Genomic DNA, 21,668 nt, shown 5'->3' with positions numbered 1-21,668 from the left:
CCAAGCAGATCGAACGATGCTCTCCTCATCGCTGCACGGGGGCAGGGCGTGCATCGGCAGATATCTGTTCGCACGTCTTGCAACAAGCTCTAACAATCTGCTCCAGCAGGAGAGTACGATCTCTTGCGGGCGCATCACGTACAAAGAAATGATCTCCTGGAAATTGCTGGAGCCGAAACGTGCTGTACGTATGCGCTTGCCAGGCTACCAGTTCGGGGAGGCCCACGAACACATCCTGTTCCCCACCACAGACCGTGATCGGGCAATCGAGTGCAACGTCCGGGACATAGGCATAGGTTGCTTCCAGCAGCGCGTCGGCCCGCAGCTTGGGGAGGATAACCGGCAGGAGACGTGCATCGGCCAGAACATATTCAGGAGTTCCACCCAGAGCGCGCACGTGCTCGATGACCTCTTCATCGGAGAAGTGCTCCATCCCCTCAAGTGGGTGGGGGCCTGGAAGATGCGGTGCGCGACAGGCAGCAACACAGAGCGCCACTGGTGACAACTGATGCCGCGTAGAGAGCGCTCGCGCCAGTTCAAAGGCGATCAGCCCTCCGAGGCTTGCTCCAAAGAAGGCAAATGGCCGATCCAGCCAGGGAGCGAGCGGAGAAGCAGCCAGAGTTGGCGGGACAAGCGTGTTAATGAGCATGGGCATAGAGGTGAATAGGGGGTATTCTCGAATCCGATGCGCACGACCAGGTAGCTGGATCGGGCAAATTTCCAGGTGATCACGCACCGCCTCTGGTAAGAGATCAGGCCAGCGCTGAAACAGGGTATGATCGCCACCGGCATAGGGAAGGCAGAACAACCGCAGCGCGGGCTGGCTAAGGCGCCGCGGACGACGCACCCACTGTGCAGGATCTAGAGAGATCATACAGACTCCCCCTCGGCCTGGCCCCTGCAGCCAGGCTCATTCGACGGCAGGGCCACGATCAGCGCCTCAATGATGGATAGGAGCTCTCCCAGGACAGGATGATCGAAGACTACAAACGGATCAAGATCGATCTGAAACTGTTGATGGAGGCTGGTCAGGAGGGTCGCCACGTCGAGAGAGTCACCGCCAGCCTCAAAAAAGTCGGTCTGGCCATCGACCTGACCTGGGTCGAGTTGGAGAATATCAGCAAACAGATGGCGCAGGCGTGCCTCCAGATCTTTCTCATCCCTGCCCTTTTCCTGCTCGCAGTGTTTCCTGTGCTGCAGGCCATCGTGCCGAGCGTTCCTCTGCTTCGCGTGATCACAGTGGGTCGGCCCGACCTCTCGCATCGGCGTAGATCCCTGCTGACTGGGCCGAGCCACGATCACCTGTTCCTGTCGGTCAGCCCCCTCAGGAGTCACCACAACTCGCTCTGGCTGCACCTCAATGCGCAACGGGCGGTGCTCGCAGCAGGCCAGATCAAGTGAGAGAACTGCCGTCGCCCCATCGGGGGCCAGATCAAGCACATAGGGCCGCCGGATTGGCGATTGCTTCCTCAGACCCTCTCGTCTCTCGCCGTGCCTCGTGCTGGCCCAGAGGTGGTCCTGGCCCTGGGTACCTGCGCTGAGAGCGACTGGCAGCTGCTGCAACAGGCGGAGGCCCCCCCAGTTCTTCCAGCACAGCGCCTGTTCTGAGACGGCCAGGCGAGCTGTCGGGAACTGCCGGAGGAATGACGAGGTGGCCACCTGGACCAGACGCAACGTGTGGTGCTCTCCCAGGCAGGTATGTTGCCCCCAACCGAAAGCGAGTGGCGGATGGCTCTGGTCGCGATCAAGCCTACAGGCATCTGGCTCTGGAGCGTACACCAACCGATCACGATTGGCTGCTGCCAGCACGAGCAGCACGATCTGCCCCCGCCGGATGCGTTTATTGCTCATGACGACCTCCTGCAGAGCCTGACGAGCAAGGACGTGCTGCGGACCGTCAAGCCGCGCAACCTCTTTGAGGAACGGGGGCCAGAGTGCCGGCGCGTGCTCAAGCTGCTCGTGAAGAGCTGGCTCTCGCCAGAGCCATAGCAGCGTCATGGCGATCAGGTGAGCCACACCGCGAGAGCCTGCAGCCAGCATGGCCAGCAGCGTGGCCGCCACAATCGCGCCAGAGCAGGCTTCTTGCTCTCCTGAGTGTGGGGCACCTCGATTCCTTCCCAGGACCTGCAGCAGGTAGCTAACCAGGTCGCGCTGAGGATGGAGCCTTCGTTCCTTCACCAGATGAGCGAAATACTCCAGCGCCTCTGTCAACCATCCAGACAGTTGCTCTACCTGAGCTGTTGAGCAGCCAGCCCACCCAGAGAGAGCCGCCTGAGAGGCGTCAGACCAGCGGGAGAGAGATGCCAGCGAGTCGGACGGCAGGGTCAGGAAGCGTGCCAGAGCCGCAAGTGCGAGTGGCTCTGCAAAGTCCGAGAGGAGATCGATGCCAGCCTCATGGGGGACATGCGCCAGAGCAATGACCTGCTCATCGACCAGCTCTTGCAACGCCATCGCCCGTCGCTCGGCCATCTGCGGGCTGCAGTGCGGCTGCAGCGCTCTGCGGAGCTGCAGATGCAGTGGGCCAGCCAGGAACGGTAAGGCCAGCCTGAGCACATGATCCAAGGCCCACAGTTGTTGAGAAGAGCGCCCGTTAGTTCCGGCTGGCAGATACGCCAATCGTGCACCAAAGCGCCCTCGCCTGTCACTGAGAATCGCCCTGGCCTCCTGATATCCGGTACAGATCCAGCGTTGCCCGTGTGGATCAAAGACCAGCGACCCGAAGCGTCGAAGGGAGGCATAGCAGGGAAAAGGATTGGCAACGATCGATGGATCATCCAGCTGACGAAGGCAGGCATCGATCGTCTTTCGGGCAAGCGTTTTCACAGAGAGACTCCTGGATGCTATAGATGAACAGCCTACGAATCATTGACCCAAAGAGCATGTAGAGAGACAGGAGTAAAACATGCTTCGCGCTCTTCAGGCACGACATTGAGGCAGCGCTGCTTCGCATCCTGCCCTTCGCCTGGGATGGCCTGCGTGGCAATACGCGCACTTCCGAGGAAGGCGGATCTCGCAAGCGGGTGGGAACACTCCAGGGAGGGACACGACCGGTCCCTCTCTCCCCTTCCCGTCCCGAATCGAAGCGAGGAGGATAAGAGAACGTTGGCACCTGTTGTATCACGACAAGCGATCTTCTTACTGTAGCACAGGCTTCCCAGTTATGTCAAGGAATACACTCGTTGATAAGACGACAGCATATGATAGAAGAATGTCATACCTTTGTAGTACATACCGGGCAAGCAGCCTTGCGAGCAACGTTCGGACAGAAATGGTCCTGATGAAGGCCATCGATTCACTTCTCTGACAAGAAGGTGAACCGGAACGACGATGACTCGGATCATCGCATCCTTCCCGGCTGTTGGGTGGACAGTGGTACCATAGCGGCCTGCCGCTGCACGACGATCGCCGCCAGTCGAAACAGGATAGGGTGCTCAATGATCTCCTCCGGACTGAGGCGAATCTGGAGTCGTTCCTCTATCGCGCACAGCAGGGCCGAGAGAGTTTGTGCGTCCCTGCCGCTCTCAAAGAAATGCGAGGTTCCTTTGATGCACACCGCCGGTCGATCCAGGACCTGAGCGAAGAGCTGCATGAGTATCCGCTCGACAAGGACCTGCAACGAGGGGTTCTGTTGAGCTGAGAACAGCCGATCAGTGGTCCACTCAGTGGGTCCTCTCAGGGCCTGATTGGCGTCGGACGGGAGATGGAGCGAAACCGATGGCCCCAAGGCATGGAACCTGAGAACGCCAACCTGGGGAACCACCAGTTCAGTCTTCCCATGAGCTGCATCGTTACCGGAACCAGCCACAAGCGAATGACTGTGGCATCCAGCAGAATGGCCGCGGTGTTGAGATGCTGACCATGCACTCTCCTGCAGCAGCGAAGGGGGCGGGGGTGCAAGGCGACGCGTTGAGAAAGGGGAGCCATTCGTGCCCGGCAGCCGGCGAGGAATGAGCCAGATCCCTTCGGCTGCCAGGGCACAGACGGGAGCCATCCCATAGATCAATCCCTGCAACAGGAACAGGACAATAGCCAGGACGCTGGCAGGCTGTAGGAGACTCATGCCGAGCGCCCCTCCCACCAAGACGGCTGAGAGCAGCGTCTCCTGAGCCGTGATCAGCAAGGCTCGTTGCCATCTCCGATGCTGGGGGCGGATCTTGGGAGTCCGCAAAAACACCCCTTTCTGGCGGAACAGAGCTGTCAGACAGGCCTGGCAGGTGACCCAGGAAAGCGCGTAGAAGAAGAGGAGCGCTCCGATCGCCTGACCAGGCTTACAGCCAGTTGCCTCTCGCAAGCCCCATACCGTTCGAATGCCCGTGGTCAGCAGCAGAAGCACTGGGATCAGCCAGATGGGAGGGAGCGGCAAGAGCATGTGATGCCCCATCAGTGTAGAAACACCGACAGCCCCCCCCAACAGGAGAGTCGAGCAGAATGTCAGAGCCTCGGTTAGGTATTGGAAGCCGATGCCCAGGTAACAGAGCCGCTGTGTCAGCGTCAAGTGATACCGTCCAGGGGAAGAGAGTCCCAGCAGGGGGCGCCAGTGCTTCTTGAGTAACTGCATGGTCCCAAACGCCCAGCGAAACCGCTGCTTCTTGAGCGCGTCGAATTCAAAGGGCATGAGTCCAGCTCCATAGGGACGGTGATCGTCGACGCCCTTCCAGCCCTTGCCAAGCAAGCGGATCGAGAGCTCGGCATCTTCTGTCACACAGGTCTCATCCCAGAGGCCCACCTCCTCCAGGCTACTGCGTCGCACGAGTCCCATCGTGCCCGTGCACATGATGCTATGGGGTTCACGCCGACTGGCCAGGTACGTGGCGAAGAAGGCAGCATACATATAGTTCAATCCATCAAAATAGGGATGGCCCTGCCAGGCTCGATAGTGTTGAGGCGTTTGGACAAAGGCCACGCTCGGATCGACAAAGTGCCGTACTGTCGCTCGCAGGAACTGGGGATGGACCAGATCGTCAGCGTCAACGACCGCGATCAGTTCTCCCCACGCTGGCAGGCGCCTGGTCCCCTCATTGAGCGCGCCCGTTTTGAAACCTGGCCACTGCTCCAGATGGAGAAACTGGATGCGCTGGTGATAGCGTTGACAGAGACGCGCTATTGGTTTCCAGGTAGCTGGGTCAGGAGTATGGTTATCAATGACCTGGATCATCCACGGCCCGGGATACTGCTGCCGCAGCAGTTGCAGAATGACACGGGCCACCAGTTCGGGCGGCTCGTTATGGGTAGGGACCTGCACGCAGCAGCCCGGCCAGTGCGACGGTTCTGGCGCCGCGAGCATGCGATCGCGCTCAGGAAAATGACCTCTGCCAGGCACGTTGAGCAGATCAAAGATAACAGGAGCGGTCGCCACCACAGAGAGCATCTGGGTTCCTCCCATCAGAGCGCCGACCGCCCGGGAGATCCCTGACGATTGGAGAAAGGTTACCCCCAGCGGCAACAGACTGGCAACCGTCTGCAGCAAAAGGCAGGCCCCAGCGATGAGGGCCCAGGCGTTCCAGGCCCCTCTTCTTCCCCAGAGCCAGAGCAGTACAGGCAGCAGCAGCACGGCACCCGGCAACCAGGGTTGATGAAACCACTCCGCGGCACTGCCGCCTGCTAAGGCGACCAGGGCCAGGAGAATGACTCCATTCGTCCGTGATTCCCTCACGAAGCGGGGCATCACGCCCAGCATGGTCACGAGGACAGCAAGGGTGGTAGCCAATAAGTACGGCTCGATCCAGGAAGGCATGGCTATCGGACTCCCCTTTATCTTGCTGCTGCAGGTGACCTGCCCACGGCTCCCTGGCTGATTCGCCCTGTAGGCAGGTTCCCACATCTCTTGCTGAGAGATGGATCAATGAGGCAGCCTGACAGGCTGCCTCTGCAGGCCATTGTCAACAGCCCGCATGTCCAGCCTGGCCACGCTCCCCTATGCGGGTTGAACGATCGGGGGCAATGTCCCCCCAGGGGAATCCAGCACGTAATTGGAGACCAGCCAGCCTGTGCCCCCCATCGGCGCATTGGCTCCCTGGCTGGCAGGTGGTACACGCACGAGCAGTACTCCCATCCGATGGACACGCGGTTGCTGGCTGGTCGGGTCCTTCATCAGCCCCTGCTGGGACTGGCCTGTCTGGGGATCAGTCAGGGACTGCCACAGCGTAAACGTGACCTCTACCCACGCAAACTGCTGCTGCCCCTGGATGGCAAAGGCACGCAGGCGAGGCTGTGGATCGATGACCGCCTGAATCAGGCGTTCTCCCACCACAAGATCGTAGAGCTGATTCGTCGTCACCCGGACATCCTGCTGCCGAAACCGCTCACGAGCAGCGGGAGTGAGCAGAAACACTGCTGCTGTCAGCGTTCCTCCATGCTGGGCGCGAGTTCCGACAGCGCGATAATCCAGGCTCATCTCGCGATCCGTAAACGTGACAGCCGTCCGTTCAGCAAACAGCGCATCCCCCAGCGTCAGCCCCGCACCGGTCCACCCCGCGGGGAGGGAAACAGGTACCCAGTTGCCCAAGTCACTGGCACCTGTCGCGGTTGGCGAGAGCGCCTGAGGAGGGTGCCGGGACGGAGGAGCTGTAGCCACCGGTGACAAGGCACGACGGGTCCGAGGTGTGGCTCCAGGAGTAGAGCGCTGCTGCGCAACCGTTGTTGCCTGCGTCGCCGTTGAATGGGGCGAAACGGCTGGAGCCAGCAGAGCAAGCCCCAGAAAACCCACCGTCAGGACGACGACAACGCTGATCAGACCAGGCTTGAGCCACATCCGCCGGCGCGCACCTCCTGGCAATGGACTTCCTGGTAGAGAGGACGACGGCGTTCTTCCCGCCCCTGATGTCCCTGTCGGAGCTCTCTGCTCCGAGGCCAGGGCGGGCAGCGGTTCAGAGAGTTGAAACGGGAGTGGAAAGGCATCGTTCCAGCTTGCATGGTCCACCTCTGTCTCCAGATCGGGAGAAGCCCCCTCCTGGAGGACGAAGGAGGAGAACGGGTCATCAGAATCGCTCCCAGCAGCTGGCTCATGCCCATCACGGGTATCGATAGAGCGCGCGCTCGCAGCGGGGGTTGGCGACAGGGGTCGCTCCCTCTGGTGATCAGCCTGGAGCAACGGGCCGGAAGCCTGCGCTTCAGAAGTGCCAGGTGGTTCGCCTGTCATTGGAGGGTTCTCCTTTCTTGCTGACGTGCCTGACAGCAGAGGAGGGGCTTTCCAGTCTGCCCGTTAGAAGAGCCAAGGCAGACTCCTTACCGTGGTCAGCTTCCTCCTCCACAAGCGCAGCCTTCCCCTCCTCCGTCTCATCGATGAGCCTGGGCCGTGGAGGGCCAGCTGCACTCACGGAAGCAGTCTAGCGCACTGGGCCCCGAGGGCAACGGGAGCAGCCTGGGAATCTCCTGGGAGCCAGGCGGGAAGCGTCTGGGAGGAAGAAGGAAGAACAGGGCTGGGTGCATAGCAAGGAAGTCCAACAGGGAGTTGCTAGCCGAGCTGTGGCAGGAGACCAGTCGGTCGGCGTCAGACCACCACTCTCGATTGGGGTTGGAGGTCAGACCCAGCACTGCGGCCAGTCAAGGGGCAACGCCCCAGGCGTAGCCTCTATTCCCTGGCGGTTTCCGATGTGAGGTATGCAGCACTCGTCTGGCGTTGCAACCGCTCCAGTCCTTCACCAAGGTGAACAATACCATACCCAACGGCCAGGTCTTTGAGTCAGACCAAGACCTGCTGTTCTCGCATCAGCACGAGACGGTCGCCAGGCGGAAGAACAAGGGGACACCCTGCCTCAAGACTTGCACGCACTCCACGTTTCGAAATATTTCATAATCCTTTCTAGCACCTGCTGCACAATTTCTGGGCATTTACTGTTTTTGGCGAGGAACCTTCCCCGGGCCACCTTGCTTGAAAACTGCGCGGCTTCAGTACGTATGTTCATTGGAATATCATCACTCAGGGCCTTTTCAAATCCCTGGTCAGCCTGTCTGGCCAGGGTGAACACCCCGAAAGATTCGAGTTGCTGACTCCAGCTCTGGAAAGCCTGGGGATCCTTTCCCACTCCCTCAGGAGGAGCAGGCAAGGTCCGACCAGCCACTTCCAGGATCTTACGCATCTGGGAAACCGGGTCCTTTGAGTTGTTCCAGAGCAAATCCCCATCGCCAAGGATAGCCCAGGGGATGAACAGCTGCTGGAGAAGGGCAACCCATAGCACAAAATTCGTCTTGCCGTCCACTGAGAGAACAAAAACGTCCCGGTTCAGCAGGTCTGGGTACCATACTGGCAAGGCCTCTCGCTCAGTTTCTCCTTCAACCAGTATCACGGCCTGGCTAAAAAGGAGTGCTTTGGCTGGGGGATTCTCATTGAGGAACCGGTTCAATTTAGGCTCTGGAAGCAGGCTGCCACTGAACGTCGAGCGAACTGTCCCTTTCGCTTCGCCTCCAACAGAGAAACGGCTCACACGAGTGAGCCTGTCATTCGGCACGAGGTAGGGGCTATGAGTGATCAAGAGCACCTGATTCGCTGGAAGAGAGAGATCATACTGTCCATGCTCTTCGTCCTGCTCCAGCAAGGCGAGAAAGCGAGCCTGAATTGAGGGATGCAGGTGCAAGGCTGGCTCGTCTAGCAGTAGTACTCGACCAGGCCCTTCTACAAGCATGGTAGCGAGCAACAGTGCCTCGACTTTGCCTGCTCCACTGAAGTGGAGAGGAAGATCCCCCCAGCGGTTGGGCACGACTATTTCCACCTCCTGGCCTGACGACGCAGACTGACTCACTCCTGAAACCAGCCGTACCTCGCATTTTTCACCTGTCAAATAGTTAAAAACATTCTGTATGTCTTGATATTGTTTTCTTTGATTTGGTAAGCCATTCTTCTTGCGAAACAGCAAAAGTGCCAGGTGTTCACTCGTGTTTACACTTGACAAGGAGCTATCTGTCGCTGCACCCAGCTGGGAATGGACGGCAGGGAGGCGAAGTTCATCGAGCGCCAGGAAGGATTGCTGCGCCAGGCGTTGGAAAAGTAGATGTGCATTCGTCAACTGTCGTGAGTCGGCAGGTATCGCCAGCGATTTACGGAGCGCCCGATGAGTGGCAAGCTCTGAGGGGGGGACAATCGTTGAATAGTCCCCCACCTGAAGGAGAATGCCTTGATTAGCAGGGATCCAGGCAGGAACGTCAAAGGAATGGAGTTCAGGAAAGGATTCGCCCCCTCCTGTGCCGGAGAGCATCGTCAACAGCTCTTCCTGCTCTGCCGATTCGAGCTGAGTAACCCAGGCAGTAAACAACGACGCTACGGGCGTTGAGGTCGGCGAAGCTCCCCCGTAGAGAATCCCTCCCTGACTGAGATCAAGGCGGAAGGAGAGTGCTCCCTGGCGAGGCGCCTCATAGCGACAGCGCCATCCCCACTGTCCATCGTAGGTGAGCACAAGCCGTCCTCGATAGAACCAGGTCAGCCAATTGCGGGAAAGCTGTTGCTGAACCCAGGCATCGAATCGCTTGAGGCCAGCAGGAGTAGCAGAACGTTGCTGGGCCTTCAGAGCCTCATCGATAGACGACTGGTCACAGAGAACCGCTGCGAAGAAGCGCACACACCAATCCTGTTCTTGGACGGTATTGAGTTCAATCTCCAGGGTGATCTCGATCGTTTGCGCCTCAGCGCCTTGATACCCTGCATGTTCCCACCTTGTAGCAGCCTGAGATTGGTCCAGGGCCAGAGCACCTTGCACGCACTTGAGGGCACGAAAGACATTCGTCTTGCCAGCACCGTTCGGGCCTACAAGCACGTTCAGCCGAGGATCAAGATCCGGCCATGAGAAAGAGGCAAAAGAAAGAAAGTTTTTCACAGAAATCGCACGAATAATCATCGATTGTCCCTTCCTGAAGGGGATGCGATTGAGCTGCTTGCTGCTCTCAGGCAGAGAAATACTTCTATCTGTGCTCCGCGCTCACCGGTTCCTCTTGAGGGGAAGCAGTGAGATCGTACTCCCGCACGGGGGGCTATCTGGACGAAGAGTCCAAGAGTATCCCTTTACTCCGTTGAAGTCTCTTCCGTGACATTTTCAGTTCACATCACCATTCTTCATTATTATACATGAAATTTATCATGAAAAGCACGCAGATATCCAGATAGGTCTCCTATCATGGTGCAAGCCTCCAGGTGTCAGAGGATTGCCGAGCGTCCTCACCTAGTGGACTGCAACGGCAAGTCATGGCATCTACTCAGCAGACGCGGTTTATTTGACCAAGCAGACCACCCGTCCGTCTGGATCTCCCCTGTCCCTGGAGAGAGAAGATCTCGCTTCCGCAGGTACCTGATCTTCCTCTGGCATCACATGCAGGGGATCCCCAATGCCTTTTTCCAGTCGGTGACGGGGAACAGGACTCCTGGCCACCTGGCTTCCCCCATCACGCTGCACAGGCACGGTCATGCAGAGAGGTCGAAGAGAAGAGTGGTCAACGCCTGTCTCCACGAGAGTGAGGCACACCCCTCACGCACCAGTGTCTCCCTCTTCCTTGGGCTGCTCATGTACAGTATTGCTTGACTACCCGGATATAGATTGAAAAGGTATCAGCTCCTAACAACAGGCAGCGGGCATGGATAAAGATGGTCGTCGGGACGACCGAGAGTCCCTGGGGAGGATGCATCAAGGCCTGATTGTTCTCCTCACTAACCTCATTGTAGGCCTGATCCGCCGTCGTATTATCCTGGTAGACCCACAGGCCCATATTGCGAGGCTCACAAGGGCCGTTACAGTCGGAGGTGTCGCCAAATGTCACCGAGCTGGTCGCCGGGACCGAGACGGAGAAGGCACCGCCAGTCCATGCAGAGATCGTGATATCGTGTTGGATGAAGAAGGGATGAGCACCGGCGGCGATAAAGTCTCGCAGAATGTCCTCGGCTGTGTAGCTCAGGTCCGATGTCGGGGTAGGCAACGGGTTCGGCAGGATCGTTGCAGCAGCAGTGGTACTCGACGATGACGCCTCGCTGACAGCCGTGGAAGGGGCGGTGAACGTCCTCCCCAGACTTCGCCAGTACAGCGTTGCCGCCAGCGCCCCGGCACTGGCGGAGACGAGCACCAGACAGAACAGGAGAAGCAGAGTCATGAAACGCATTCTCGTGTGCCCCGAAGCAGGAGGTGGCGGAGGTAGTGGTGGAAGCTCCCATGTTTCATCATACGGATATGGACCGGCAACAGCTGTCGCTTCGGAGAGATCATTGCTCATGGGAGACTGGGCCGTTTCCTGGGGCAGCATCGTCGGATCATCCGCGGACATCGCTCACCTCGTTTTATGAGAGTACCCCAATTCATCAGTCTATACACAGAGATTACCAATGGAACATAGTTAAACACATTGCTCTTCCATTACGCCCGAACTTTTCATCAAGACTGATCTACATCTTTTATTAAGGAATTATAGGCATGGTAGGAATGGCTGTCAAGGATCGGGGAATAAGGAGGCTGGGCCGTCTCTTGCAGAGAGGGTGGAGAATGCCACTGCCAGCGGGCTGAGAGGGAGACTGTTGGCGCGAACAGCCTGTCTCTGCTTTTTTGAGCAGCGCCACGGCTTCAGCAGGTCGGAAGAAGCAGCTTTCTTATGGAGAGGGCCTCCCATTCGGCACGAGGAGTCAAACAAGACCTTTCCCTTTTTGTTGCAGCAGGGAAAACTCTTGAGTATACTTTCACATAAGATCACTGCCTGGGATAGGGCCAGTGCTCTCGGAACAGACCGCATGGAACAGCAACGTGATGCATTACGCCGCCAGGTGCTGGCGGAAATCGAACGGCTCCAAGCCCTGGAAGCACAGAATCCCAAAGAGACGTACCGCTCCTGGCACGCCCAGGCGGTCCAGCGTGAATTAGCCAGGCAGCAGTACTGGATCAGGGCCACCTATCCGAAATATGAGCACTTCTTCGCCAATGGCAGCGATCTCTCTCCTCAGAGCATCCGTCCCATCCTTCTGGAAGTCGTGGAGGAATGGCAGGCTGACCTCTTTCGCCTGGCCCGTCTCACCTGGTCGCTCCCCTTTACGCGCGGGTATGGGCGGCGTCTGCGCTTCCTGATCATGGACGCTTCTAACGAGAAGCTCATCGGCATCCTGGCACTGCAATCGCCGCCGTTGGATTTTCCTGTACGAGATCGTCTCTTCGCCTATGCCCCTGGCCGCAAAGTGGAGCTGGTCAATCAGACGATGGACATCTTCACCCTCGGCGCTCTTCCTCCCTACAATCGTCTGCTTGGCGGCAAGTTGGTAGCTCTGGCAGCGGTTTCAGATGAGGTCCGCTTGGCCTACGAGCGCAAGTACACAGGACGCCTCACGCAACTGGAGCAACGCGCGTTGCCGGCGCGGCTGGTAGCCCTGACCACAACCAGTGCCTTTGGCCGGAGCAGCCTCTACAATCGTCTCTCCTATCGCGGTCAGGTCATTGCCTATTCCATTGGCTACACCGAAGGGTATGGCAGCTTCCACTTTGCTCCCCTGTATCCCACCTTGTGCGCTTTCCTGGAAGAGCAGGGACGCTATCACTCCGGTGGCTTCGGTACGGGGCCACGGATCACCTGGCAGAACGTGACGCGCGCTCTGGATGCGCTCGGCCTTCCAAGACAGTTGCTCAGGCATGGGATCAAGCGGGAAGCCTTCCTGTTTCCACTGATCAGCAACCTGCAGGCGTATTTTGAAGGCCAGGACTCGGAGCCGCACTACTATCAGCGCCCCTTTGCAGAACTCGCAGCCTGGTGGCGCGAGCGCTGGCTGCTTGGGCGGGCCGCTCGCGTGGACGGCTGGCACAGGTGGAACCGTCAAGAGATCCTGGCCATGCTGACGACGGTTGAGAGGAGTGCGAAGCATGGAACAGCCGATTCACCCATCTGAAAGAATGTTTCAGGATCTACCTGCAGCGCTTGTTGAAGAGGCACTGGCCCGGACGCACCAGGTGGGCCAGCAGGTCTCGGAAGCCCTCCAGCGTATCCGCTCGCAGCGCGAGACCTACCGGCAGCAGCTGCAAGAGCGCGGGCTGATCCAGCGTGATGGCGAGGTGCCCTATGCGCCGATTCCGACAACCTGCGGAGTGGATGGCGCCTATGCCATCGAACGCCTGCTGGCCACGGATCTGGTTGCCGCCGCTGCTGTGGCCGTTGAAGGGTTATCCCCCCCTTCCAGAGCAGCGCTATTGGGAGCAGCCTCAGCATCAGGTCATCATTGAGGCAGAGCCTCACTCGGCTGAGAGCCAATTGCTGGTCCGGGCTTGTATGATGGCGATGGAACTCTCCCTGGCTGTGCGCGCGCCCCACGAGGTGGTGTTTCTGGATGGCTCCTTGACCACCCCGCTGATCTCCTTGAACGAGGCGCTCACTGCGCTTGCCCGTGGCCTCCCTCCTCTAGCACTGAGCAGCCATCTGCTGGGGCAGATTGAGCCTGCTCTTGACTGCTATCAGCAGATTCTGCGCTCCGAGCGCAGTGATAAGCACTGGGTGGCGGCCCCAAAGTATACGACCCGACGTGAGATCGGTCGCTTGCTCGATTGGCCAGTGGCCTATGACGATCGTGGCATGCTGACGACGATCCTCCTTCCAGGTGAGCTGACCCTTCCCCAACCCCTGCAACCACCCGAGCAGAAGTGGCACTTGAATCTGCATGCGCTCCCATCGGCTCTCAAGGAGCATGCCCAGCGCCTTTATGAGGCAGTGATGGCGGCTCTCCAACAGATCTCCGTGGTTTACTATCGGCCCTTTGCCTGGCTGCCAGCGCTGCGTATCGAGGTGAGTACCTCGATTGCCAGCAGTCCTGAACGCCTGGCACTGGTGATCCAGGCCCTTCGCCATCAATGCGGGACGCCCTCGATTCTTGAGCCGTACCCACTCTATCTGGCCGATCGCATGGTCAAGTCGCTGGCGAGCGGCATTGCCGCTTTCCGCCAACTCACCAGCCAACAGATCGCTGAACAGTCCCAAGGCGAAATGCTCTCTGAGATCTTCTTGGCGCTTCATGGGTATCGTACAGATACAGGGAGATAGGACGATGCCACCTTCTCTGAAGAGACTCCTAGAGCTTTTAAGCCAGGCCGAGCGCATCGGGGTGATCGGCTCCCCTTCTTCCACGAGTCAGCTCTCGCTTGAGATTCTAGGCAGCGCGGCTACCAAAAAATTGGTCGGTGAACTGGCCTTCTTCCACTATCGGCAAGAGAATCGCGATCACTACGCCTTTGGCCAGATCACCGAGGTCAAGATGCGCAATATCTGGCATGAAGATCCAACGATGCGCAGTCTGATCCGCCAGCGTGGAAAGGTCGAGCCGATCAGCGAGCGCCAGGATACACATCAGGGGGAGATGACCATTAGCGCTGTTTTCGCCGATCGGGGCGAGCGCTACCAGGAAGCGATCATGGGCACTGTGCCCCCTACCGGGACCCCCATCTATATCGCCGATGATGCGATTCTGAAAGCGCTGCTGGCGCGTTATCAGCCGCTCCTGTTCTACTTGGGAACGGTCTACGGCTCAACACCGCGGCTGCCGCTCTGGTTTAAACACTTCGGTAGCAGCGAGGATGGGGCAGGAGAGGCCTATCACATTGGCATTTTCGGTAAGACAGGCTCTGGCAAGTCTGTGCTGGCCAAGATGATCATGCTGGCCTATGCTCGCCATCCTTCAATGGGCTTGATGATCTTCGATCCCCAGGGGGAGTTCTCAAGGGATATGCAATTGACTCAGGCCCCTACCCAGATGGGCCAGGTGCTCTGCCCTGCCGTGCTCCAGCCCCTGCAGCGCTTTCCTCGCGTCTATACGCTCCAGTCCATCCGTCTCGACACCTGGGAGACCTTCTTTGAACTCCTGACAGAAGCCGAGTTCTTCTCCCAGCTTGGTATTAAGTCCGCCAATTATCAGGAGGTCGCCAGGGAGCAATTGGAGACGTTCTTCGGACAGCGAGGGCCAGATGGAAAGCGGAAATACAGGCTTAAGCGCCTCAATGAAGAGGTACTCAAAGCAGCGCTCAAGTATCTGTCTGAGCAGATTGGTAACATCTACGCGCAAGAAGCTGGTATCAAGCGGGTGAAGGATACTATTCAGAGAACGCTGCGCGAGATCGACGCTGCGAAGGCCAACGACTTTCTCAGTCAGCCAACTCCTCTGCGGATCTGGAACCGCATCACCGCGCTCTTCCAGGCGACAGACCCCGGTCGACGCACGCCCACGCAGATCATTCAGGAAGGCCTCCGAGGAGGTTCCACCGGCAAACGCCCGCTGGTTGTAATCGACCTCTCCTCCCAGCGCCCCGAGGGTATCAGTCAGAGCGACTGGGATAACAAGATCAAACCCCTCATCCTGAATCGCTTCATCAGTGAGCTGATCAGAAACGCGGAGGAATACTACCAGCAAAACCACAGCTTAAACGCGCTTGTCCTCTTCGATGAGGCTCATCGCTTCATCCCTCACAACAAGCCTTCGGAAGAGCGGCTAGAACGCGTGAAACGTCGTATTGTCGACGCGGTGCGCACCACGCGCAAGTACGGACTGGGCTGGATGTTCCTCAGCCAGACCTTGTCGAGCCTTGACAGCGAGGTGGTGCAGCAGCTACGGGTTCTCTTCCTGGGCTTTGGCCTGAGCATGGGCACCGAGTACCAGCGTCTGCGCGAGATCGTTGGCGACAGAGAAAGCTTGCACCTGTACCAGCAGTTTCACGACCCCCAATCTGCCTTTGACCCGGCCTTGAGAGAATATGCTTTTATGACGCTTGGCCCGGTCTCTCCCCTCTCGTTCGCAGGGACGCCACTCTTCCTGCGGGCCTTTACGAACCTGACGGACTTCCTGCAGGCCAACAATCTCCAGATAGCGTCCCATGTCGAGAGCATATTCCCTCAAGAAGGTCTCTGGGCCACCATTGAAGGTCCAGAAGAGGCAGAGAAGGCAGCGGTTCACGAAGACGAAGCAGAGGAGGAAGAGGAAGATTAGCCTGTGGCCAGGCAGAGCTGCTTGTTCGCTTGTGCAGAGACTGATGAGCAGGGGAGATCGTGCTCTTCCAACGGGAAGGCCATCCCATTACAGTGATGGGACCCAGGGTAACGAAACTCCAGGCCCTGCACGTGGGCAGGCAAGGACAGAGCTATTCGATCAGCGGTCACAGCCGCGCTGACCGCGGCTTTGCTGGTCACTCGGCCTGGCCTATAGCGAGGTCGTCAGCTGCCACGAGGAAGTATCTGGCATGAGTCACATCTTTTCCTCTTGGTTAAGCTTTCATCGGAAAGCGGGTTTACCTGGTGAATATTGACGAGGAGCTACTCGTCCTGGGGTCCTCACTCGGCTGATCTCCATCTTTCTTCATCAAGAAGGGATTGCCGCCAGCGGTTGAGATCAAGCTTAGCATGCTGGTGTAGGCTTTTATGTGATCGACCATTCTGGCTCTTGATCCCTTGTTCTTGGCCTGCTTTCTGCTGGTGGGCAGCCAAGGGACTCAAGGGAGAACTGGTCAGGAGCCGGAGCGCTAGGGGCAGCACAGCCCTGCTCAGGAACGCCTCATCTTCACGCCTGATTACAGCATACTCAGCAGAGATTGCCCTGCTGTCACTGGGACAACGGCTCTCGGTGATCCCGTTACCCTCAATCAAGAGGGCCGTTTGTGAAGGAGGCAGATGCCCCTGTAACCCCTGCGTGAGATCGATCGGGTACGCTCTGCAACCAGGAGGGGCCAGGCGGTATAGCCATTCCATTGTCAAGCAATGGTCAAAAGCCAGCGATCTGTTACCAGTCGAGGGGGCCTGGCAGGTCTTGCTCACCCCTCCGGCCTCCAGGTCATACCCATCAGTCAGGCAGCTACCATAACAGTAGTGAATTGGTGGAAGAGCACTGCCTCGGCTGCTCTAGACAGAGAAGAGAACGGCCGTGCCCTTGCGAGTGCATTGCGCCCGCTTCGCTACCAGCCTGGGCCTGCTCATCGTCTTGTGGGGCTTCATGCTCCCAGCGTCCTGGTCGCAGCTGCTCGCCGAGTGCCGGCACCTGCTTACACCCGGTGGCTTCCTGCGCCTGACCGAGATGGAGGAGCCGCTGACGACCAGTCCCGCCTTCGAACGGCTCATGGCCCTGGGCTGTCAGGCGCTCACGCGGGCGGGCCAGAGCCTCTCCCCCACCGGGCAGCATCTGGGGATTACGCCCGTGCTGCCCCGGCTGGTGCGGCAGGCCGGCCTGGTCGATGTGCGCCTGCGGGCCACCACCATCGAGTGGTCGATGGGCACCGAGCAGCACTATCCGGTCTTCAAGGACGCGCTCATCGGGCTGGAGCTGGTCCAGCCCTTCCTGGAACGCCAGGGGCTGGCCACGCGGGCGGAGTTGACGACCCTGTCTCAGCAGGCGGTGGCTGAGATGCAACAGGAGGACTTCTGCGCCCTCTGGACGCTGCTCACCGTCTGGGGGCACGCCCCGGAAGGGTAGCGATCGTGTTTTCTTCGAGGGGAGTGGTCAGCTCTGACCAGATATCCGGTCAGCAGGGACGCCTCCCGCGGTGGGAACGCATCATAAGGGCACCGCCCAGAGCGCTGCTGCTGGGCACTAGTGGAGCGTGGAAGAGTCGAGCAAGCCCCGCTTCACCGGCTGCTTCCGCCCGCATGCTGTCTGGTGGGGGCGTTGGCCCGGAGATAGAATTACCAGAATAACCGGACGGGCCAGGCGGAGTGAGAAGCGAGAAAGGGACAGGTAGCAGGGAGTGATCACAACGGTGGCCCTTCGAGCGAGTGATGGCCCCACAGCAACGGCACTTCTCATGAGTGGGAGCGGAGCCCGTACTGTCGCCCCCTCCCTGCATCGCGCACTCCCTCTCCCAAAAATACACAAAAAAGGCTCAGACACTCCGAGTAGGGAGAATCCTGCCAGTGGGGAATACCTTGGACAAAAGATGACTGGAGGGAGGGACTGTCGAGGGATGGCTCTCTCCTATTTCTGGTTTCTGGGAGAAGGAGGCCGTCCTCAGACGGAACGGGGGTCTGGTCTCCCGCGGTCTTGATCATCTTTACTATTGCTATTGCTGGGGTCCCCCTTGAGATCACGCTGGCCGGCCAGGTTGTTGGGTCACTCGCAGGCGAGGCCGCTTCAGTAGTCGGAACACTAGCGATCTGGTGATCCATGATGCCGCGCAGCGGCGCTCCCAACAGGGTCTGAACATGAGCGTTGACTTTATTTATGCGCTGCTGGCTCCTGCCTATAAGCTTTCTTTGCCTCTCTCAGGGAGAGAACGCAAGAAAGCGGGCGATCCCATCCACGGCCCAACCCCGCGCAAGAGAGTCTGGTACCCTCGTAGTGAGGAGAAACGTTCTGCCATGAACCTCCCCACTGGGTCGCTGCGATGCTCGAACGGGCGTGACAAGGCACCTCTTGTCTGGGATCGGCCTTGGGAACTGCCTCAACCAGAAGTCTTCCCCTGGACAGGCAACGAATATGGAAGCCATTGCTCCCTATCAGGTTGAGACACCAGCCGAACCCATTGGGGAGAAGATAGCAAGCAGTGATTGAGGAGAAACCCACCAGGCCGTGGCCTTTGATGGAGAACAAGTTCTTCTCCTGAATGGGCGACTACTCAGGTCGAACTGGCCATATTCAAACAAGCTCAACGCTATCCCGCAAGCGAACATCGATATGAAGAAGGAAGAGTCACGCCGCCCTCAGAAGCTTGAAAGATCAAAGCAGAAGCAACTCAGGAAACTCAACCACCAAATCAAAAGAGGTTGAACCCAAGTAGACCACGCGACTCATCACCACACTGCCTCAGACAGGCGTGCGGACGCTGATCATCGATGATATGCAAGACATCAGGCAGAACAATGATATTCGCTCTGCGAAGAAGCAAAACATCCATCAGTGGTTGGATGGCAGGACGCGCCATATGCTTACATATCAGGCTGAGAGGCTTGCAATGAGCGCCGTCTTGCAAGAAGAAAGATACACGGGCACGACGAGCCCAGCGTGTGGACAGCGAGGCAAGAGTGCGGTACAAGGGCAGTTATTCCAGTGTCCTCGGTGCCAGTGGGTCTGTCACCGTAATAGCGGTGGCAGTACCAACATCTGGGCAACGTATCAAGGGGTATTGAGACGCTGCAGCGCCGGCGTTCTTGGGTCGTCAGCTGGTGCCAGGAGAGCACTGACAGGGCCAATCTACAGCAGGGGATGTTCCAAACAAGTACGCGCCTGCTTGTTGGTGCAGAAACGGCGCCAGGCCGCTGTAGACAGCAACCCGCGTAGCGCCATGCCTGGCGAGTCTCCCAGCTCCAGCGGCGACTCAACGCGCATGGTCCCCAGCAGGTGATAGGTTGTCAGTATGCGCCCTCCTTCCAGGTGAAGATGTGCGCGTTCGTGAGCAGAGCCTCTTCTCTGGACGGGACGGAGAACGGCGCTGTGCCAGGATTGCACCTCTGCCCGTATGCACTCAGATCATAAGGATGGCAGGGCCGATACCAGCACTGGTAAGGGAGTACCACGTGACATAGCACGCACTCACGCTTCAGCACAATGTGCTCATCACTATAGATGTTGGCCCGAGCAAACGTCAACCTCGGCCCGCAGTCGTCGAGCACCTGCAGCGTTCCCTGAAACGGAACCGTCTCCTGACGTGGAGTGGTCAGCAACAGGAAGGTGCCGGCGGCGAGCTCCGCGCTCTGCTGCGGAGGCTCCAGGATCTGGATGAAACCGCCGTGTTTGCCCAGGTATAAAAACATGTTGCTTCCTCGCACTGGCAAAGACTGTCCACACCGCGGTGACGGTCAGCAGAAGTGCCAGGGCTATCAAGGCGCAGAGGAACCCGAGCTGATAAGATGGATCGATCAGCAAGGCTGGAAACAGCCCACGGAGGGCCGGGGCTGGAGCCAGTCCTGTGCTCAAAGCCACCACCCCTAAGCCAGCATTGCGCAATAAGGAGCGGGGGAAAGAGCTAACCTTCCCCGGGTCAGCTTCTCCAAAACAATGACAAGTCAGAGGAAGGTGGCGCCACCAAGCGCTAGCCAAGGCGGCAGAAAACACTAGGAGTAAGATAAGCAAAGCGGAAGCCATCCAGCGGGCTGCTATTCCGAGCAGCAAGGCCAGGGCGCAGCCTATCTCGACTGCTGGCAAAAGTCGCGCCAACTGGTGAGCGAAAGACTTCGGCACAAGCTGAAAGGCCACAATGGTAGCGGAGAAGCGCTCCTGTAGTCCCGCTACCGTTCGCAGTCTGGCAGGAGCGACCAATTCTTTTCAGTTTTTCACTAAAAATCAATCAAATTTCTGCAGAGATTTTCTGTTGATATTTATCATTAGTTATGTTACTCTAAGAGAGTAGCAGTGTTCTGTATCGGCTGGCCTTTCATTCGTGAAAGGACGGGAGCGATGGTGCGTGCTCAACAGATCAAGGTTCTCCTGGTCTTTGCCAATCCCCTGCCCGGGCAGCGCCTTGAACTCGACCGGGAAGAGCGCCAGATCAGACAAGCGATTGAGCGCTGCATCTATAGAGAGCGCATTAAGCTTGTATCGCGTCAGGCAGCCACGACAGCGGATCTACAGCGGGCGTTGATAGAAGGGTCGTATCAGATTGTGCACCTGGCTGGTCATGGGATACGAGAGGGAATTTTTCTGGCAGATGAGCGCCACGGCTGTCACCTGGTTCCTCCGACTGGCCTGGCGCGACTTTTCCAAGGACATCCTGCCCTGGACTGCGTCGTACTCAACATCTGCTATTCCCTGGCCCAGGGAGCAGCGTTGGCCTCGGTCCCTTTCACGATCGCCATGGACCAGGAGATCTCTGACGAGGCTGCTATCGAGTTTGCCCGCGGCTTCTATGATGGATTGGGGGCAGGAATGTCCTATGAGGAGGCTTACGAGCAGGGCTGTATTGCTCTTGCTCTGACAAGGCCGCATGAAGCAACGCTGCCGCACCTACTCAGGTATGGCCAGTGTGTGGCCCCCATGAACGAAGAGCAGCGCGAAGAGAGCAAGCAGGAGATCAGCGCCCGACGCGAGCGTCCCTATATCCGGCCTGGCCACTACCTCATCGGCTGTGCCTTTGATCTCTCTGGCTCGATGCAAGCCAGTATCCGTTCTGAAGGTGAGAAGGAGCTGAACCGTCTCCAGAGCGTTGAGCTAGCCTGGCGCGAGCTGCTGTTAGAAGCCAGGAACAGCCTGCGGGAGAGCCGGGCCCGCTCTCTGGACTCCTCCATTGATCTCCTCGCCTATGGCTTCGGCTTGCGCTCGGTACCCGTGTGTGACCTCTTCAGCCTGCTGAAGGCCATTCGGGAACAGCTTCCCCAGGCCGAGATCGAGGATGCCGCGGCGGCCAAAAAACAGAGCTGGCGGCGCCAGCTGAGCGGTTATGCTGAGACAGGTGCCTTGCTGAAGAGTCTCGACCTGGGTGACCTGCTCAGTAAAGGCCAACGGGTGATCAATCGGATTGGCGAATACAGAGCGATCAAGGAGATGATCAGAGCCAGACGGTCGACGATTCTGGCCAGGGCAGAGGCACTTGGGGACACAACACTTTCCTTAGATGAGGCGCTCGATCTCATTGATGTGCCTGCACGTTGGCGCATTGATTTGACGGCCCTCAAAGAGCTGGTCTTTGGGGCGACGCCTTCCAGCGAGCTGTTTGAGGAACTGATCCGGCGGTTTCAGGCAGAGCAGCAGCAACGCTCAGCGCCTCCCACTCGGACCTTGCTGCTGCTCATCTCCGATGGCAAATTTGCCCAGCAGGACCCTTTGCCCC

14 protein-coding genes and 1 pseudogene are annotated in these 21,668 nt (G+C 58.5%); 7 read left to right on the top strand and 8 right to left on the bottom strand.

What is annotated here, in order from left to right:
• Positions 1–25: 25 nt before the first annotated feature.
• The 6 genes from A4R35_RS00370 to A4R35_RS00345 form a co-directional block, all read right to left on the bottom strand.
• Complete coding sequence (locus A4R35_RS00370) at positions 26–874, bottom strand: thioesterase II family protein (protein ID WP_112425456.1); 849 nt, start codon at positions 872–874, stop codon at positions 26–28.
• Positions 871–2,823: a cytochrome P450 gene (locus A4R35_RS00365; protein ID WP_112425454.1), complete on the bottom strand. Its 1,953-nt coding sequence runs from the start codon at positions 2,821–2,823 to the stop codon at positions 871–873. The genes A4R35_RS00370 and A4R35_RS00365 overlap by 4 nt, the downstream gene beginning before the upstream one ends.
• Before the next feature lie 514 nt (positions 2,824–3,337).
• Positions 3,338–5,734 carry a glycosyltransferase gene (locus A4R35_RS00360; protein WP_189361161.1) on the bottom strand — a complete coding sequence of 799 codons (2,397 nt, stop codon included), beginning with the start codon at positions 5,732–5,734 and terminating at the stop codon, positions 3,338–3,340.
• 180 nt (positions 5,735–5,914) lie between these two features.
• Positions 5,915–7,138 (bottom strand): hypothetical protein, encoded by a 1,224-nt coding sequence (locus tag A4R35_RS00355; protein ID WP_146747053.1) that lies wholly within the window; start codon positions 7,136–7,138, stop codon positions 5,915–5,917.
• A gap of 616 nt (positions 7,139–7,754) precedes the next feature.
• Positions 7,755–9,827: an AAA family ATPase gene (locus A4R35_RS00350; protein WP_112425448.1), complete on the bottom strand. Its 2,073-nt coding sequence runs from the start codon at positions 9,825–9,827 to the stop codon at positions 7,755–7,757.
• A 658-nt stretch (positions 9,828–10,485) separates the two neighbouring features.
• The gene (locus tag A4R35_RS00345) at positions 10,486–11,067 is read right to left on the bottom strand and encodes a hypothetical protein (RefSeq protein ID WP_146747052.1); all 582 of its coding nucleotides are present in this window, start codon (positions 11,065–11,067) and stop codon (positions 10,486–10,488) included.
• A gap of 628 nt (positions 11,068–11,695) precedes the next feature.
• On the opposite strand from A4R35_RS00345, the gene A4R35_RS00340 reads away from it, so the two are divergent.
• From A4R35_RS00340 to A4R35_RS25145, 6 genes are all read left to right on the top strand, one after another.
• Positions 11,696–12,835, top strand: coding sequence for a Druantia anti-phage system protein DruA (locus A4R35_RS00340; protein ID WP_112433913.1), 1,140 nt, complete (start codon positions 11,696–11,698; stop codon positions 12,833–12,835).
• Positions 12,810–13,166 carry a hypothetical protein gene (locus A4R35_RS24510; RefSeq protein WP_223258123.1) on the top strand — a complete coding sequence of 119 codons (357 nt, stop codon included), beginning with the start codon at positions 12,810–12,812 and terminating at the stop codon, positions 13,164–13,166. Before A4R35_RS00340 ends, A4R35_RS24510 begins: the two co-directional genes overlap by 26 nt.
• A gap of 46 nt (positions 13,167–13,212) precedes the next feature.
• Entirely contained in the window at positions 13,213–13,977 is a 765-nt protein-coding gene (locus A4R35_RS00335) for a DNA double-strand break repair nuclease NurA (RefSeq protein WP_223258122.1), read from the top strand.
• 4 nt (positions 13,978–13,981) lie between these two features.
• Complete coding sequence (locus A4R35_RS00330) at positions 13,982–15,910, top strand: ATP-binding protein (RefSeq protein ID WP_112425444.1); 1,929 nt, start codon at positions 13,982–13,984, stop codon at positions 15,908–15,910.
• A gap of 927 nt (positions 15,911–16,837) precedes the next feature.
• Entirely contained in the window at positions 16,838–17,383 is a 546-nt protein-coding gene (locus tag A4R35_RS00325) for a hypothetical protein (RefSeq protein WP_112425442.1), read from the top strand.
• 1,360 nt (positions 17,384–18,743) lie between these two features.
• Positions 18,744–19,247 carry a zinc ribbon domain-containing protein gene (locus A4R35_RS25145; protein ID WP_223258477.1) on the top strand — a complete coding sequence of 168 codons (504 nt, stop codon included), beginning with the start codon at positions 18,744–18,746 and terminating at the stop codon, positions 19,245–19,247.
• Between the two features lie 7 nt (positions 19,248–19,254).
• On the opposite strand, the gene A4R35_RS24505 is transcribed toward A4R35_RS25145, so the two are convergent.
• Both A4R35_RS24505 and A4R35_RS25140 read right to left on the bottom strand, forming a co-directional pair.
• Entirely contained in the window at positions 19,255–19,656 is a 402-nt protein-coding gene (locus tag A4R35_RS24505) for a hypothetical protein (RefSeq protein ID WP_223258518.1), read from the bottom strand.
• A 172-nt stretch (positions 19,657–19,828) separates the two neighbouring features.
• Positions 19,829–20,161, bottom strand: a pseudogene (locus A4R35_RS25140) (MauE/DoxX family redox-associated membrane protein); the annotation flags it as partial.
• 138 nt (positions 20,162–20,299) lie between these two features.
• On the opposite strand from A4R35_RS25140, the gene A4R35_RS00305 reads away from it, so the two are divergent.
• The coding region (locus A4R35_RS00305) for a CHAT domain-containing protein (protein ID WP_146747323.1) at positions 20,300–21,668 on the top strand (1,369 nt) is incomplete at its 3' end.

The organism is Thermogemmatispora tikiterensis (assembly GCF_003268475.1).
Lineage (GTDB): Bacteria > Chloroflexota > Ktedonobacteria > Ktedonobacterales > Ktedonobacteraceae > Thermogemmatispora > Thermogemmatispora tikiterensis.
The sequence above is the reverse complement of the archived record's forward strand: the minus strand, read 5'-3'. Positions and strand labels throughout refer to the sequence as shown.